General features: G+C 60.9%; 8 protein-coding genes. 5 read left to right on the top strand and 3 right to left on the bottom strand.

The window, feature by feature from the left end; all coding sequences use genetic code 11:
* Positions 1–78 precede the first annotated feature (78 nt).
* Together macA and LOY35_RS16290 are read left to right on the top strand one after the other, a co-directional pair.
* A complete protein-coding gene (macA, locus tag LOY35_RS16295) occupies positions 79–1,230 on the top strand; it encodes a macrolide transporter subunit MacA (RefSeq protein WP_258624801.1) in 1,152 nt (383 codons plus the stop codon).
* A gap of 2 nt (positions 1,231–1,232) precedes the next feature.
* Positions 1,233–3,194, top strand: coding sequence for a MacB family efflux pump subunit (locus LOY35_RS16290; RefSeq protein ID WP_258624799.1), 1,962 nt, complete (start codon positions 1,233–1,235; stop codon positions 3,192–3,194).
* 1,498 nt (positions 3,195–4,692) lie between these two features.
* On the opposite strand, the gene LOY35_RS16285 is transcribed toward LOY35_RS16290, so the two are convergent.
* A complete protein-coding gene (locus LOY35_RS16285) occupies positions 4,693–6,033 on the bottom strand; it encodes a diaminobutyrate--2-oxoglutarate transaminase family protein (RefSeq protein ID WP_258624797.1) in 1,341 nt (446 codons plus the stop codon).
* Between the two features lie 358 nt (positions 6,034–6,391).
* On the opposite strand from LOY35_RS16285, the gene LOY35_RS16280 reads away from it, so the two are divergent.
* The 3 genes from LOY35_RS16280 to LOY35_RS16270 are packed head-to-tail and all read left to right on the top strand — an operon-like array spanning position 6,392 to position 12,005.
* A complete protein-coding gene (locus LOY35_RS16280) occupies positions 6,392–7,822 on the top strand; it encodes an efflux transporter outer membrane subunit (protein ID WP_258624795.1) in 1,431 nt (476 codons plus the stop codon).
* Positions 7,823–7,830: 8 nt separating this feature from the next.
* On the top strand, positions 7,831–8,925 hold the full coding sequence (locus LOY35_RS16275; RefSeq protein WP_258633656.1) for an efflux RND transporter periplasmic adaptor subunit: 1,095 nt from the start codon (positions 7,831–7,833) through the stop codon (positions 8,923–8,925).
* The gene (locus tag LOY35_RS16270) at positions 8,922–12,005 is read left to right on the top strand and encodes an efflux RND transporter permease subunit (RefSeq protein ID WP_258624793.1); all 3,084 of its coding nucleotides are present in this window, start codon (positions 8,922–8,924) and stop codon (positions 12,003–12,005) included. Before LOY35_RS16275 ends, LOY35_RS16270 begins: the two co-directional genes overlap by 4 nt.
* A gap of 57 nt (positions 12,006–12,062) precedes the next feature.
* Here the strand turns inward: LOY35_RS16270 and LOY35_RS16265 are convergent, their stop codons facing one another.
* Both LOY35_RS16265 and LOY35_RS16260 read right to left on the bottom strand, forming a co-directional pair.
* Complete coding sequence (locus LOY35_RS16265) at positions 12,063–12,929, bottom strand: helix-turn-helix transcriptional regulator (RefSeq protein ID WP_258624791.1); 867 nt, start codon at positions 12,927–12,929, stop codon at positions 12,063–12,065.
* A gap of 32 nt (positions 12,930–12,961) precedes the next feature.
* A complete protein-coding gene (locus tag LOY35_RS16260; protein WP_258624789.1) occupies positions 12,962–13,735 on the bottom strand; it encodes an acyl-homoserine-lactone synthase in 774 nt (257 codons plus the stop codon).
* Positions 13,736–14,176: the final 441 nt, after the last annotated feature.

The following is a 14,176-nucleotide window of genomic DNA, read 5'->3' as shown; positions in this document are numbered from 1 at the left end:
CCGTCCTTCCTTTGGGCGCACCCATGGAACCCGGCGCTGCATTGGCCGGGCCTGAACTCAACGCACTCATGGTTATTTATGGAAAAGTCGAAGTTTCGAAAAATCGCTATCGTGCTTGTCCTGGTCGTGGTGACCGGCCTGGTTTTCTACAGCGCTCAGTCGCCGGGCAAACCGCCGGAGTATCTGACCGCCACGGTCGAGCGCACCGACATCGAGAACGCGGTGCTGGCCACCGGGACGCTCCAGGGCATCAAGCAGGTCGATGTCGGGGCCCAGGTGTCCGGGCAACTGAAGTCGCTCAAGGTCAAGCTGGGCGACAAGGTGAAGAAGGGCCAGTGGCTGGCGGAAATCGACCCGTTGCTGGCGCAGAATTCCTTGCGCCAGGCCCAGGTCAACGAAGAGAACCTGAAGGCGAAGCGACAAGCCACCGCGGCACAACTCAAGGATGCGAAAGCCACCTACGATCGCTACAAGGTGCTGCAACCGGACGACGCGATTTCCAAGCAGGAATACGAGACCGCCGAATCGAACTACAAGGTGGAGGCTGCCAACCTGCTGTCCCTCGACGCACAGATCAAGGATGCGCAGATCCAGGTGGAGACGGCCCGGGTCAACCTGGCCTATACCCACATCGTCGCGCCCATCGACGGCTACGTCGTGGGGATCGTGACCCAGGAAGGCCAGACCGTGATCGCCGAACAACTGGCGCCCGTGCTGCTCAAGTTGGCCGACCTGGACACCATGACCGTCAAGGCCCAGGTATCCGAGGCCGATGTGATTCATATCGTGCCCGGGCAAGAGGTGTATTTCACCATTCTCGGTGAAGCGGAAAAACGCTACTACGCCACGCTGCGCGGCACTGAACCGGCACCGCAGAACTTCCTCGAAAGCCAGAACTCCGGGGCGCCCAAGCAGAACACCGCGGTGTTCTACAACAGCCTGTTCGACGTGCCGAACCCCGATCATCGCCTGCGCATTTCGATGACGGCCCAGGTCCGTATTGTCCTGGACAAGGCCAAGGCCGTGCTGACGATTCCGGTCGCGGCCCTGGGCCCGAGGAACCAGGATGGCAGCTACGTGGTCCGGGTACTGGATGCCGAAGGCAAGGCCCAGCCGCGTAACGTCCAGACGGGTATCAACAACAACGTCAGGGCTGAAATCAAGGACGGCCTGGCTGAAGGCGACAAGGTCGTCATCGGTGAGCCCACCCCAGCTGTGGCGGGAGCCTGACCATGACGCGACCACTGTTGGAGCTCGAGGGGATCACCCGCAGCTTTCAAGCGGGCGAAAAGGCGTTCATCGCGCTCAAGGACATCAACCTGACGATCAACGCCGGGGAAATCGTGGCAATCACGGGGGCGTCCGGTTCCGGCAAATCCACCTTGATGAATGTGCTCGGTTGCCTCGATCATCCGAATTCCGGCAGCTACAAAGTGGACGGGCGCGAAACCGGCTCGATGGACGATCATGAGCTGGCGGAGCTGCGTCGCGATCACTTCGGTTTCATTTTTCAGCGCTATCACTTGCTGCCCCACCTGAGTGCCTTGCACAACGTCGAGATGCCGGCCATCTACGCCGGTACCGCCGAGTCGCAACGGCACAACCGTGCCGGGGAGCTGCTGGGCCGCCTGGGACTGACCGGGCACCTGGCCAATCGACCCAGCCAGCTTTCCGGCGGGCAGCAGCAACGGGTGAGTATCGCCCGGGCCTTGATGAACGGCGGCGAGATCATTCTCGCCGACGAACCCACCGGTGCGCTGGACACCACCAGTGGCAAGGAGGTGATGAAGATTCTGCTGGAGCTCAACGCGGCGGGGCACACGGTGATCATCGTGACCCACGATGAGAAAGTGGCGGCCTACGCCCAACGCATCATCGAAATCCGCGACGGCGAGATCGTCAGCGACCGGGCCAATCCGCAGCGCTCGATGGAAGACCAGCCGCCACAAGGCACCCCCCCGACCAAGGTCAAGCCGTCGAACCGGCTGCTTGCCAGCTTCGGGCCGTTCAGCGAAGCGTTCAACATGGCGTGGGTCGCGCTGATCTCGCACCGGATGCGAACATTGCTGACGATGCTGGGCATCATCATCGGCATCACCTCGGTGGTATCGATCGTGGCCATCGGCGAAGGGGTCAAGCAATATGTCCTGAAAGACATCGAAGCAATCGGTAGCAATACCATCGAGATCATTCCCGGGGCCGACTGGGGCGACAGCCGCTCGACGGCGATCGAAACCCTGGTGCTCTCCGACGTCACGGCCCTGAGCGACCTGTACTACATCGACAGCGCCACCCCGAACCTGGGGCGCAACCTGCTGTTGCGCTACCAGAACATCGACGTCAATGCGACCGTCAACGGTGTGAGCGAGAGTTACTTCCAGGTGCGCGGGATCAAGATCGGCTCGGGCGTGGCGTTCAACAAGGACGACTCGAGGCGGCAGTCGCAAGTGGTGGTGATCGACCATAACACCAGCCAGCGACTGTTCGGCTCGCACACCGACCCGCTGGGCAAGGTGATCCTCGTCGACAACCTGCCTTGCACCGTCATCGGCGTGACCGAGGACCGCAAGAGTGTCTTTAATACCAGCAAGAACCTGAACATCTGGATGCCCTATGAAACGGCGGCGGGGCGCTTGCTGGGCCAGCGTTTCCTGGACAGCATCACGGTGCGGATAAAGGACGGGCAGCCGAGCAAGCTGGTGGAAGACAACGTGGTCAAGCTGCTGACGCAGCGCCATGGCACCAAGGACTTCTTCACCTACAACCTCGACAGCGTGATGCAGACGGTGCAGAAGACCAGCCAGTCGCTGGCGCTGCTGCTCTCGCTCATTGCAGTCATCTCACTGGTGGTGGGGGGCATCGGCGTGATGAACATCATGCTGGTTTCGGTGACCGAGCGAACCCGTGAGATCGGCATCCGCATGGCGGTGGGGGCGCGTCAGTCCGATATACGCCAGCAGTTCCTGGTGGAAGCGGTGATGGTCTGCCTGCTCGGGGGCACGATTGGCATTGGCTTGTCGTTCAGCATCGGCTACGTCTTTTCGATCTTCGTCAAGGAATGGCAGATGGTGTTTTCGATGGGGTCGATCATCACCGCGGTCGTCTGCTCGACACTCATCGGCATCGTGTTCGGCTTCGTACCTGCCCGCAACGCGGCGCGACTTGATCCGATCAATGCCTTGGCGCGTGATTGAGGTCGGGGCCAGCGTCGCTGTCCTCTGTGGGAGCGAGCCTGCTCGCGATAGCGGTGGGTCAGCTTGTGGGGATGTTGGCTGTGCCGACGCCATCGCGGGCAAGCCCGGCTCCCACAGGTGATTTATGTCGGACGCAGAGCCAGCAAACACCAGGAACCACTGTGGGAGCGAGCCTGCTCGCGATAGCGGTGGGTCAGTTGGCGGGTATGTTGGCTGTACTGACGCCATCGCGGGCAAGCCCGGCTCCCACAGGGATTTGTGTCGGACGCAGAGCCAGCAGACACCCGGAACTACTGTGGGAGCGGGCTTGCTCGCGAAAACGGTGGGTCAGCTTGCCGGGATGTTGGATGTGCTGACGCCATCGCGGGCAAGCCCGGCTCCCACAGGGATTTGTGTCGACGCAGAGCCAGCCAACACCAGGAACTACTGTGGGAGCGAGCCTGCTCGCGATAGCGGTGGGTCGGCTTGTGGGATGTTGGCTGTGCCGACGCCATCGCGAGCAGGGCTCGCTCCCACAGGGGATCAGTGTCAGACACAAAGCCAGCAGACACACGGGACTACTGTGGGAGCAAGCCTGCTCGCGATAGCGGTGGGTCAGCTTGCGGGTATGTTGGCTGTGCTGACGCCATCGCGGGCAAGCCCGGCTCCCACAGGGATTTGTGTCGGACGCAGAGCCAGCAGACACTCGGAACTACTGTGGGAGCGGGCTTGCTCGCGAAAACGGTGTGTCTGCTTGCCGGGATGTTGGCTGTGCTGACGCCATCGCGAGCAGGGCTCGCTCCCACAGGGGATCAGTGTCAGACACAAAGCCAGCAAACACTAGGAACTACTGTGGGAGCGAGCCTGCTCGCGATAGCGGTGGGTCAGCTGGCGGGTATGTTGGCTGTGCTGACGCCATCGCGGGCAAGCCCGGCTCCCACAGGTGATTTATGTCGGACGCAGAGCCAGCAAACACCCGGAACTACTGTGGGAGCGGGCTTGCTCGCGAAAACGGTGTGTCTGCTTGCCGGGATGTTGGCTGTGCTGACGCCATCGCGAGCAGGGCTCGCTCCCACAGGGGATCTGTGTCAGACACAAAGTCAGCAAACACACGGAACTACTGTGGGAGCGAGCCTGCTCGCGATAGCGGTGGGTCAGCTTGCAGGTATGTTGGCTGTGCTGACGCCATCGCGGGCAAGCCCGGCTCCCACAGGGATTTGTGTCGGACGCAGAGCCAGCAGACACACGGGACTACTGTGGGAGCGAGCCTGCTCGCGATAGCGGTGGGTCAGCTGGCGGGTATGTTGGCTGTGCTGACGCCATCGCGGGCAAGCCCGGCTCCCACAGGTGATTTATGTCGGACGCAGAGCCAGCAAACACCAGGAACTACTGTGGGAGCGAGCCTGCTCGCGATAGCGGTGGGTCAGCGTGCATTGATGTTGGATATGTTGACGCCTTCGCGAGCAGGCCCGCTCCCACAAAGGGGGGCGGGTGCTAGCGTGCTGCAAAGGGTGGTTTTTCAGACTGTTTCGCGTGCCGCCTGGGGGCGTGTTTCGACGATCTTTGCGAGTGACTGTTCAAACCGGTCCAGGACCATGTCGACTTCACCCTCGGTGATGGTCAGGGGCGGCAGGAACCTCAGTACCGCGCCGTGGCGTCCTCCGGTCTCCATCATCAGGCCGTTGTCGAAGCACTTGAGCTTGATGGCCTGTGCCAGGGCGCCGTCGGCCTGGCCGGCGCGTTGGGTGGTGGTCGGTTGGGTGATTTCCACGCCGATCATCAAGCCGCGACCGCGGATGTCGCCGATGAAGGAAAACCGCTGCGCGATCTGCTGCAGGCCGTTTTCCAACCGTTTGCCCATCCGGGCGGCATTGGCAACCAGATTGTCTTTCCTGATCTGACGCATGGTTGCGGCACCCGCGATCATCGCTATCTGGTTACCGCGGAATGTGCCCGCGTGCATGCCGCGGCCCCAGGTATCCAGATGCCTGGCATACACGATGACCGACAAGGGGTAGCCGCCGCCGATGGCTTTTGACAGCACCAGGATGTCGGGCACGATACCCGCGTGCTCGATGGCGAAGGTATTGCCGGTACGACCCAGGCCGGTCTGGACTTCGTCGACGATCAGCAGGATATCCTGCTCGAGGGTGATCTCCCGCAAGCTCCTCAGCCAGTTGGCCGAGGCCGGGATACAGCCACCTTCGCCCTGTACGACCTCGACGATCACCGCCGCCGGCTTCGCAACGCCCCCTTCAGGGTCCGACAGTACAGTGCGGATGTAGTCGATGGACAACTGATCGGTATGTTCGCCATCGGTGCCGAACGGACAGCGGAAGCGATAGGGGAACGGCAAGAAGTGTGCGCCCTGGGCAATGAGACCTTCGGCGCTCTTGGGCGACAGGTTGCCCATGGCGGACAAGGCCCCGGCAGTCATTCCGTGATAACCGCCGTGAAAAGCCATCAACGGCGAGCGGCGGGTGTAATGGCGTGCCAGCTTGATGGCGGCCTCGACGGCATCCGAACCGCTGGGCCCGCAGAACAGGATCTTGCTGGTCTCGCGCATGTTCGCCGGCAGCATCGAGAACAGCTCTTGCACGAAGGCATGCTTGGCCGGTGTCGCCAGATCGAGGGCCTGCTGCAGATGATCGCCCGCGAGAAACGTCATCACGGCGTCCCGGACTTGCGGCGGGTTGTGCCCCAAGGCCAGGGTCCCGGCGTTCGACAGGCAATCGAGAAATTCCTGGCCACTGGCGTCCTTGATCCGCATTCCCTTGCCGCTGACAAACAGCCGCTGGAAAGTCTGCGCATAGGTCCGCGCATTCGACTCGATACTTTCGAGATAATTGAGTGCTTCCATGTTCGATCATCCGTTGGCTATGGAAAGGGAGGCGGGCGCAGGACATCCGCAGGTTCCTGTGGGAGCGGGCTTGCTCGCGAAAGCGGTAGGCCAGCTTGCACTTATGCTGAATGTGCTGACGCCTTCGCGAGCAAGCCCGCTCCCACAAAAGGGGCATTCGTTGCCAGCAACAGAGCGGCCCATATCAGGCAAGTCCGGGCCATTTCAGCAGGCCTCTGCATTTAGCGCGAGCTTTCTGGCCGGCACCTGTCCCCGTTTCCCACGCCAGACACAAAACCGGCCCCAAGGTTAAATAACCGAATCGAATCTGCCGCGTCCCTGAACGGTCCGTTCACTCTGCCAGGCTTCCAAAAAACCTATGTATGCCTTCAAGCCCCGGGAAAACCTACTGCTGGTGACACTGTGTGCGGCGGTCCTGAGCGGCTGCGTATTGGGACCGGATTATCGGGTGCCGGTCGTCCCGGTCGCGACACAGTGGCAGGCCCCCTTGCCCCATGGTGCGTCCGTGGCCGCCTTGGCGGACTGGTGGCAGCAGTTCGACGACCCGGCATTGGCCGAACTGCTGCGCCTAGCCGAAGCTGACAGTCCGTCGATGGACCAGGCGTGGGCCAATATCGCCCTGGCACGGGCGACTGCGGACAGCGATGCAGCCGATGCCTTGCCCAAGGTCGATGGCCGGTTATCCAAGGGGCGTGGCGGCCAACAGACGGGGCCCCAGCGCCTGGGCGGCTCAGGTTCTTCCGCCGCGCTGGACGCGGCGTGGGAGCTCGACCTGTTCGGCAAACTGCGGCGCAATAACGAAGCGGCCCGTTCACGGGTCGAGGCGCGGGTCGATGACTGGCATGACGCCCGGGTTTCCCTGGCGGCACAGGTGGGCGACTACTACGTGCAATACCGTGGTTGCCAGAAACTGGTGCTGGCCTATAGGGATCAGGCCCAATCGCAACAGGATACGGCGCGCATCACCCGTCAGTCGTTCGATGCCGGCTTCACATCGTCCGCCGATGCGGCCCTGGCCGATGCCAGTGCCGCCAGCAGCGCGGCAGCCCTGGTCCAGCAGCAAAGCGAGTGCGAGGTGCTGCTCAAGAGCCTGGTGGCATTGACCGGCGGCGACGAAGGACGATTGATCGGCGTGCTTGGCAAGACCCCGGCGCAACTGCCGGAGCCCGCCGGACTCAACGTGCAGCAGATCCCCGCCGACCTGCTGCGCCAGCGCCCCGATGTAGCCTCCCGCGAACGGGAACTGGCGGCGGCGAATGCCGAGATCGGCGTGGCCCAGGCCGAGCGGCTACCGAGCCTGAGCCTGTCCGGCACCTTTTCCGTCGGCAATACGGTGGGGCAGCACAACCGCTCCTGGTCGCTGGGCCCGGTGTTGTCGGTCCCCCTGTTCGACGGCGGCAAACGTCGCGCGGCGGTGGACGGTGCCAAGGCTACCTACGACGCGGCCCTCGCGGTTTATCGCCAGACGCTGCGCACCAGTGTCATGGAAGTCGAACAGGCCCTGGTGCGTCTCGATGCGGCGCGGCGACGGGAGTCCGATGTCGAGCGTTCCACTGCCGGTTTTCGTGAGTCGTTCGAGGCCATCGACCGCAATTGGCAGGCTGGCAGCGTCAGTCTGCTGGACCGTGAAACCGCCCGCCGCCAGGCGCTGACGGCGGAAATCGAATTGATCACCTTGCAACAGGATCAGGTTCGCTACTGGATCGCGCTGTACAAGGCATTGGGCGGCGGATGGCAAATCGGTCAGCCGCTGGCTCGGCACCCGACATCGAACGGAGAAGGCGTGTGAGGCCAATGTTGCGAAAGATCCTGCTGACCATCGCCGTGCTTGCGGTCGTGGCAATCCTGCTGACGTTTCGCCGTGGCGCCGAGCCGGTCGCGGCCGCCCCCAGTATCAGCAGCCTGAGCGTGGAAGTGGTCCAGGCCAGGCCCCAGCTCTGGCCGCAGCTGCTGTTCGCCAATGGTGCACTGGCACCCTGGCAGGAAGCGGTCATCAACGCCGAGACCAGCGGACTGCGCATCGCCAGCCTCGAAGCCGACGTGGGCAGTCGGGTAAAGAAGGGGCAATTGCTGGCGACGCTCGCTTCTGACACGGTGCTCGCCGAGGAAAGCAAGCAGAAGGCGCTGGTCGCCCAGGCAGTAGCCAACCTGGAGCAGGCCCGGTCCAACGACCGTCGTGCCCGGGTCGTCGGCCAGGGCGGCGCCTTGTCGGAGCAACAGCGCGAAGACTATCGCATCAAGGTGGCACTGGCCGAGGCTGACCTGGCCGGGGCCCGGGCGGAATTGCAAAGCACCCGGATCAGGCTGCGGCAAACGCGTATCGTGGCGGTGGACGACGGCATTATTTCCGCACGCACGGCACTGCTCGGCAAGGTGTTGTCCGCCGGTGACGAGCTGTTTCGCCTGGTGCGTGACGGTCGCATCGAATGGCAGGCAGAGCTGGATGCCCGGCAGTTGGCCCAGGTCCAGGCCGGCCAGGTCGCCCGACTGACGTTGCCGGGGGGGCAGAGCCTGGAGGGGCAGGTACGGTTGGTGTCGCCCACCTTGAGTACCAAGACCAGCCGGGCATTGGTGTATATCTCCTTGCCCACCGGCAGCCCCGCCCAGGCCGGCATGTATGCCAGCGGCCAGATCGAACTGGCGCCCCGCCAAGCGCTCACGGTGCCGGACACGGCGGTGATCCTGCGTGATGGCCGCTCCTATGTGTTCACCCTCAACGACGACATGCACGTGGTCCAGCGACCGGTGGTGGTGGGCAGGCGGATGCACGAGGCGGTGGAGATCCTGAGTGGGCTGGATGATCAGGCGGCCCGTATCGTGCGTGCCGGTGGCGCCTTCCTCAATGACGGCGCGAGTGTGACCCTCGTGCAATCCCAGGTCGCTCAACCATGAATATTTCAGCCTTGTCGATCCGCTATCCGGTCCCGGCGGTGATGCTGTTTATCCTGCTCACGCTCTTCGGCCTGTTGGGCTTTGGCAAACTTGCCATCCAGGACTTCCCGGACATGGACCTGCCGATGGTGGTGATCAGCGCCTCGCTGGAAGGTGCCGCCCCCGAACAGCTGGAAACCGAGGTGGCGCGCAAGATCGAAGACAAGCTCACGTCCTTGCGCCTGCTCAAACATGTGACGACCGTGATCACTGACGGCGCGGTCAGCATCAGCGTCAGTTTCGACATCGACAAGGACGGCAACGAGGCACTCAACGAAGTGCGCAACGCGGTCGATAGCGCCATGCCGCAATTGCCGGCCAGCCTGGATACGCCTTCGGTGTCCCGGCTGACCACCAGCGCATCGCCGCTGCTGACCTATGTCATCGCTTCCGACGTCCTGGATGAAGAAGCGCTATCGTGGTTTGTCGATAATGAGCTGAGCAAACAGCTGCTGTCGGTGCCGGGCGTGGCCCTGATTTCACGCATTGGCGGGGTTGACCGGGAGGTCCAGGTCAATCTCGATCCGGCCTTGATGGCCGGGTTGGGCATCCGTGTCGCGGACGTCGCAGCACAGCTGCGGGCGATGCAGAAGGACAACTCTGGTGGCCAGGGCAATCTGGGCAGCGGCCAGCAGGCCGTGCGCACCCTGGGGGCCATCGATGATCCGGCGGCCCTCGGCGCCATCGATATTCCCAGCGGCGATGGCCGCCTGCTGGCGTTGAACCAACTGGCGGAGATTCGCGACACCCACGCCGAGCGCAGCAGCCGGGCTTTTCGCGACGGCAAGCCGGTGATCGGCTTCCAGATCACCCGGTCACTGGGATTCTCCGATATCGGTGTGGCCAATGATGTGCGCCAGCGCATGACCGAGTTTGTCCAGCAGCATCCCAATGTGCGCATCGACGAGGCCAGCGATACGGTCAAGGCCGTACTCGCCAACTACCACGACTCGATGAACCTGCTCTACGAAGGCATGCTGCTGGCGGTGCTGGTGGTGTGGTGGTTCCTGCGGGACTGGCGCGCCACGCTGATCGTCGCCACGGCGTTGCCGTTGTCGATCATCCCTACCTTTGGCGTGATGTACCTGGCCGGGTTCACGCTCAACGCTGTCTCCCTGCTGGCCCTGGCGTTGGTCATCGGTGTGTTGGTGGATGATGCCATCGTCGAAATCGAGAACATTGCGCGGCACCTGCGCATGGGCAAGACGCCGCTTCAGGCGGCCACCGAAGCCGCCGATGAAATCGGCCTGGCGGTGCTCGCCACGACCGCCACCCTGGTCGCGGTGTTTCTGCCCACGGCGTTCATGGGCGGCGTGGCTGGCAAACTGTTTCGCCAGTTCGGCGTGACCGCCTCGGTGGCGCTGTTGTTTTCGCTGCTGGTGGCCCGGGTCCTCACGCCGATGATGGCGGCGTACTTCCTCAAGGCAAAAACCGATGCCGCGCATGACGGCCCGTTGATGACCCGCTACCTGGGCTGGATCCATACCAGTTTGTCCCGCCGCAAAACCACGATGGTCCTGGCCAGCCTGTTTTTCATCGGCGCCCTCGCACTGGTGCCGTTGTTGCCCACGAGTTTCCTGCCGGCCCAGGACGTCGGTCGCAGCCGGATAACCCTGGAGCTGCCTCCCGGCACGACGCTGGAGAAGACCACCGCGATGGCATTGCAGGCCAGCGAAAGGCTGAGCGCGATGCCCCAGGTCAAGCATGTGTTCATCTCGGTGGGGACGGCCAGCAGCTCGGGCGCCGGGGCAGCCGATATAACCGGCGCCGGTGACGCCATCCTGACGGTCGATCTGGTGGATCGGGATCAGCGCGACCTCAAACAGGTGCAAGTCGAGGCACAGATGCGCGAGGCGCTGCGTACATTGCCCGGAGTACGGATCAATGTTGGGGGCGATGGAAGCGGCGAGAAACTCAATATCATCCTGGCCAGCGACGACGGCGACCTGCTGGAGCGCACGGCAAGTGCTCTGGAACCGCAACTGCGCGAGCTGCACGGGATCGGTAATGTCACCTCCAGCAGTGCCCTGCAACGCCCGGAAATCCAGATGCGCCCGGACTTTGCCCGCGCGGCGGAACTGGGCATCACCAGCCAGGAAATCGCCGATACCTTGCGCATGGCAACCTACGGCGAATACTCCTCGCAGTTGGGGAAAATCAATCTGTCGCAGCGTCAGGTGGATGTGCGGGTGCGCATGGATTCGCTGCTGCGCGACGATTTGCAAAGCATCAACCAACTGAGGGTCACCGGTCGCGACGGCCAGGTCGCCCTGGCCTCATTGGGAGAGATCAGCCTGGGCAGCGGGCCGGCGCAGATCAGTCGGCTCGATCGCTTGCGCAATATCACCCTGTCCATCGAACTCAACGGGCGCAACCTGGGCGAAGTCATGGCCGAGGCCAGCCAGCTACCGGCGATGCGCAACCTTCCACCGGAGGTAAAAAGGGTGGAGCAGGGCGAGTTGCAACTGATGACTGAATTGTTCGGTAGCTTCAGCCTGGCCATGGCCATCGGAGTGTTCTGTATCTACTCGGTCCTGGTGCTGTTGTTCCACGACTTCCTGCAACCGGCCACGATTCTTTCGGCGCTGCCGCTCTCTCTGGGCGGTGCCCTGGTGGCCCTGTTGGTGTGCAACTTCAGCTTCTCCCTGCCATCGGTCATCGGTTTGCTGATGTTGATGGGCATCGTGACCAAGAACTCCATTCTGTTGGTGGAATACGCGATCATGGCTCGCCGCGATTATGGTCTGGGCCGATATGACGCGTTGGTGGATGCCTGCCACAAGCGTGCCCGTCCCATTCTGATGACCACCATCGCCATGGGCGCAGGCATGTTGCCCACCGCGCTGGGAATGGGTGAAGACCCCAGCTTCCGGCAGCCGATGGCCGTGGTGGTCATGGGCGGCTTGCTGACTTCGACGCTGTTGAGTCTGTTGGTGGTGCCGGTGATTTTTACTTATGTCGACGATGTGTTGGAGTGGCTGAAGCTGCACGTGCGCAGATCGACCGGGGAAAGAATGGAGGGGAACAATACGCGGGCATGAATCATCCCCCAACGCCCGCTCGATTGCAGTGATCGAGCAAAGGTTGGGGGGGACGTTTTATACGGCTTGGCGAATTGCCGGGGTACCATTCCACTCGATGCCCGAGGGCGTGGCATCCATCGAGTGCATCCAGCGGATGAGCGAGCGGCGTCCACCTATGCCCATCTTGATAGCGGCACGTTTCAGATAACTTTCGACGGTGTTGACTTTCAGGTTGAGTTGTTCGGCCAGTTCCGGGGCGGTGCGTCCGGCCAGCAAACCGACACACACTTCGGTTTCACGGGAGGACAAGCTCAACCCGGACAAAGCCAGCCGGTCGGCGAATCTCTGGCGTAATGCTTCCATCCCGCCATTTTCCGGACCATCCAACGGCAGGCAAGCATCCTGTCGGTGGACCTCCGCTGGCACCAGGGCGGCAACATGTTCTTCGACCATGGGTAACAGAAGGCAGGAAAAATCTTTCAGCAGGGCATGTTCCTGTGCCGTGAATCCGCTGGAAAAAGGTGAGCGGTAGACGGAAAGAACATAGCGAATACCATTTTTACGGGTGGTCAGGTGCAGTTGAGAGGTGGTGTTGTGGTAGAGGAGGCTGTCCGATTGTTCACGATTGAGCAGGCAGCGGGAAAAATTGGGGACTTTTTGTGGGGTCGAATCCTCGAAAAAAATATCATCGGCGAGGAAAAAAGGCTTGGCGGTATGCGCATCCATGATCGCGTCGATGCAGGCGCTGTCCATGCCGACGCCACCTATGCTGGAAGTGCTGGGTTCAGAAATATGGCTCGATCCTATTCTTTGCTCGGTAATATGCGTTGCGTCGACAGGTATTTCGGTAAGTATCAAGTCGTGCAACAAGCGAGGAAAGTTGCGGCTTCCAGTACTGGCAATCACTTTGCCAACATGCGGGAATAGTCGTTGTAGGTTCATCCTTTCTCCAATTTCATGCCAGAGTCTTGGTGTTATAGATGCAACTCGGTGTGCATTTGTTTTTTTGTTGGAGTGTTTCGGTCAGTGTGCGCTTGGTCGATGTCAAAGGGTTTATGGGATGTGTCTGTTGAGCGGTTGTCCATAAGAAATTGTTCGTAGGCGGTGATGGTCTGGATGGCATTCTTTCTGAGCACTTCTTTATAAGCGTCAGACGTGCAGGGCAGTGTGCCGTAGATGATGGTCTCGCCCTTTGAGCCCCGCGCCGTGTTGTGCCTGTCAACTATCCACCCGGAACGTTTCAGAATTTTTTCCATCATGGTGTCGACGACAATTTCATAGGTATCTATATTTTGCAGTTGTGCAAACTTTATCATTGACAGAAAAAGTGCCACCGTGCGAACGTCCATGTTGGTCTGGGTGACTTGCACCGCGGAAGTTCTATCGGCCGAAAGTGCGAATCGGGTGGCTTCCCAACAGTAAGGTGAACGAGGCCTGATGTTGTCGGTGGGAAGAATGAAACTTAGAGCGCCACTCATGAGAGTCGGTTTGTTGGAAGGGCGTAATCGCACACAGCCGGAGACCTGTTCATGGGTGTGAGTATAAATATAGACTGCGTCAGGATCGTCATATTCATCCCATTCGTAATCACTGCCTTGATAACTTTCAATGTCCCACTTTTTTCTATCGATGAAGGCGGTTTTACGAATAGCAAGAATTTGTTGCAGCGTTTGGGTTGGTATTTTCGAGTAGCCTGCAATGCGGGTAGATACGCCGGAAAAATGATGAATACAAGAGGAGTAGTTCATGAGTGACGTTTCTTGGTTGTGGGTGAGGCTACTGTTGACTTTGCACTAAATCATTTCAACTGTACTAAAGTACAGTGCTGAATTTTGTAGAGTGGATAGTCTAATTAGTTGAGGGATAAATGCGATGAATAGTGTTTTGGAAGAGGAGGGAGAGAGCTGGTTTAGTACCGTCTAGTGTCCAAAAAAGTACCGGATTGAAGTAAGCGCTGGATGTCGCAAAGAGATAACCTGAGGGCGTATTCAGCTAACGGGTGAATGCCTGTTTTTTTGACGGTTGGCTGGAGCTCCCATAAAGCACTGATAATGGGCGGGTCGAAAAATTGACACCGAAACCGAGGTAAGTAACCAGTTTGTCATAAAGATTCGGGAGTGTTCTTAAATTGCAGGCTTGCGGCCCTGCTGAAAGTCTAAACGACTGTATGAACTATGGGTAGAAGGCAC

Origin of the sequence: Pseudomonas sp. B21-028, from assembly GCF_024749045.1 — a bacterium.
Classification (GTDB): Bacteria; Pseudomonadota; Gammaproteobacteria; order Pseudomonadales; family Pseudomonadaceae; genus Aquipseudomonas.
Note: the sequence above shows the minus strand (reverse complement) of the source record. Positions and strands in the feature narration are given on the sequence as shown.

What these genes read in the sequence shown, in the direction of transcription:
- macA (WP_258624801.1), top strand. Translation starts at nt 79, where the DNA reads ATGGAAAAGTCGAAGTTTCGAAAAATCGCTATCGTGCTTGTCCTGGTC.
- LOY35_RS16290 (WP_258624799.1), top strand. Translation starts at nt 1,233, where the DNA reads ATGACGCGACCACTGTTGGAGCTCGAGGGGATCACCCGCAGCTTTCAA.
- LOY35_RS16285 (WP_258624797.1), bottom strand. Translation starts at nt 6,033, where the DNA reads ATGGAAGCACTCAATTATCTCGAAAGTATCGAGTCGAATGCGCGGACC.
- LOY35_RS16280 (WP_258624795.1), top strand. Translation starts at nt 6,392, where the DNA reads ATGTATGCCTTCAAGCCCCGGGAAAACCTACTGCTGGTGACACTGTGT.
- LOY35_RS16270 (WP_258624793.1), top strand. Translation starts at nt 8,922, where the DNA reads ATGAATATTTCAGCCTTGTCGATCCGCTATCCGGTCCCGGCGGTGATG.
- LOY35_RS16265 (WP_258624791.1), bottom strand. Translation starts at nt 12,929, where the DNA reads ATGAACCTACAACGACTATTCCCGCATGTTGGCAAAGTGATTGCCAGT.
- LOY35_RS16260 (WP_258624789.1), bottom strand. Translation starts at nt 13,735, where the DNA reads ATGAACTACTCCTCTTGTATTCATCATTTTTCCGGCGTATCTACCCGC.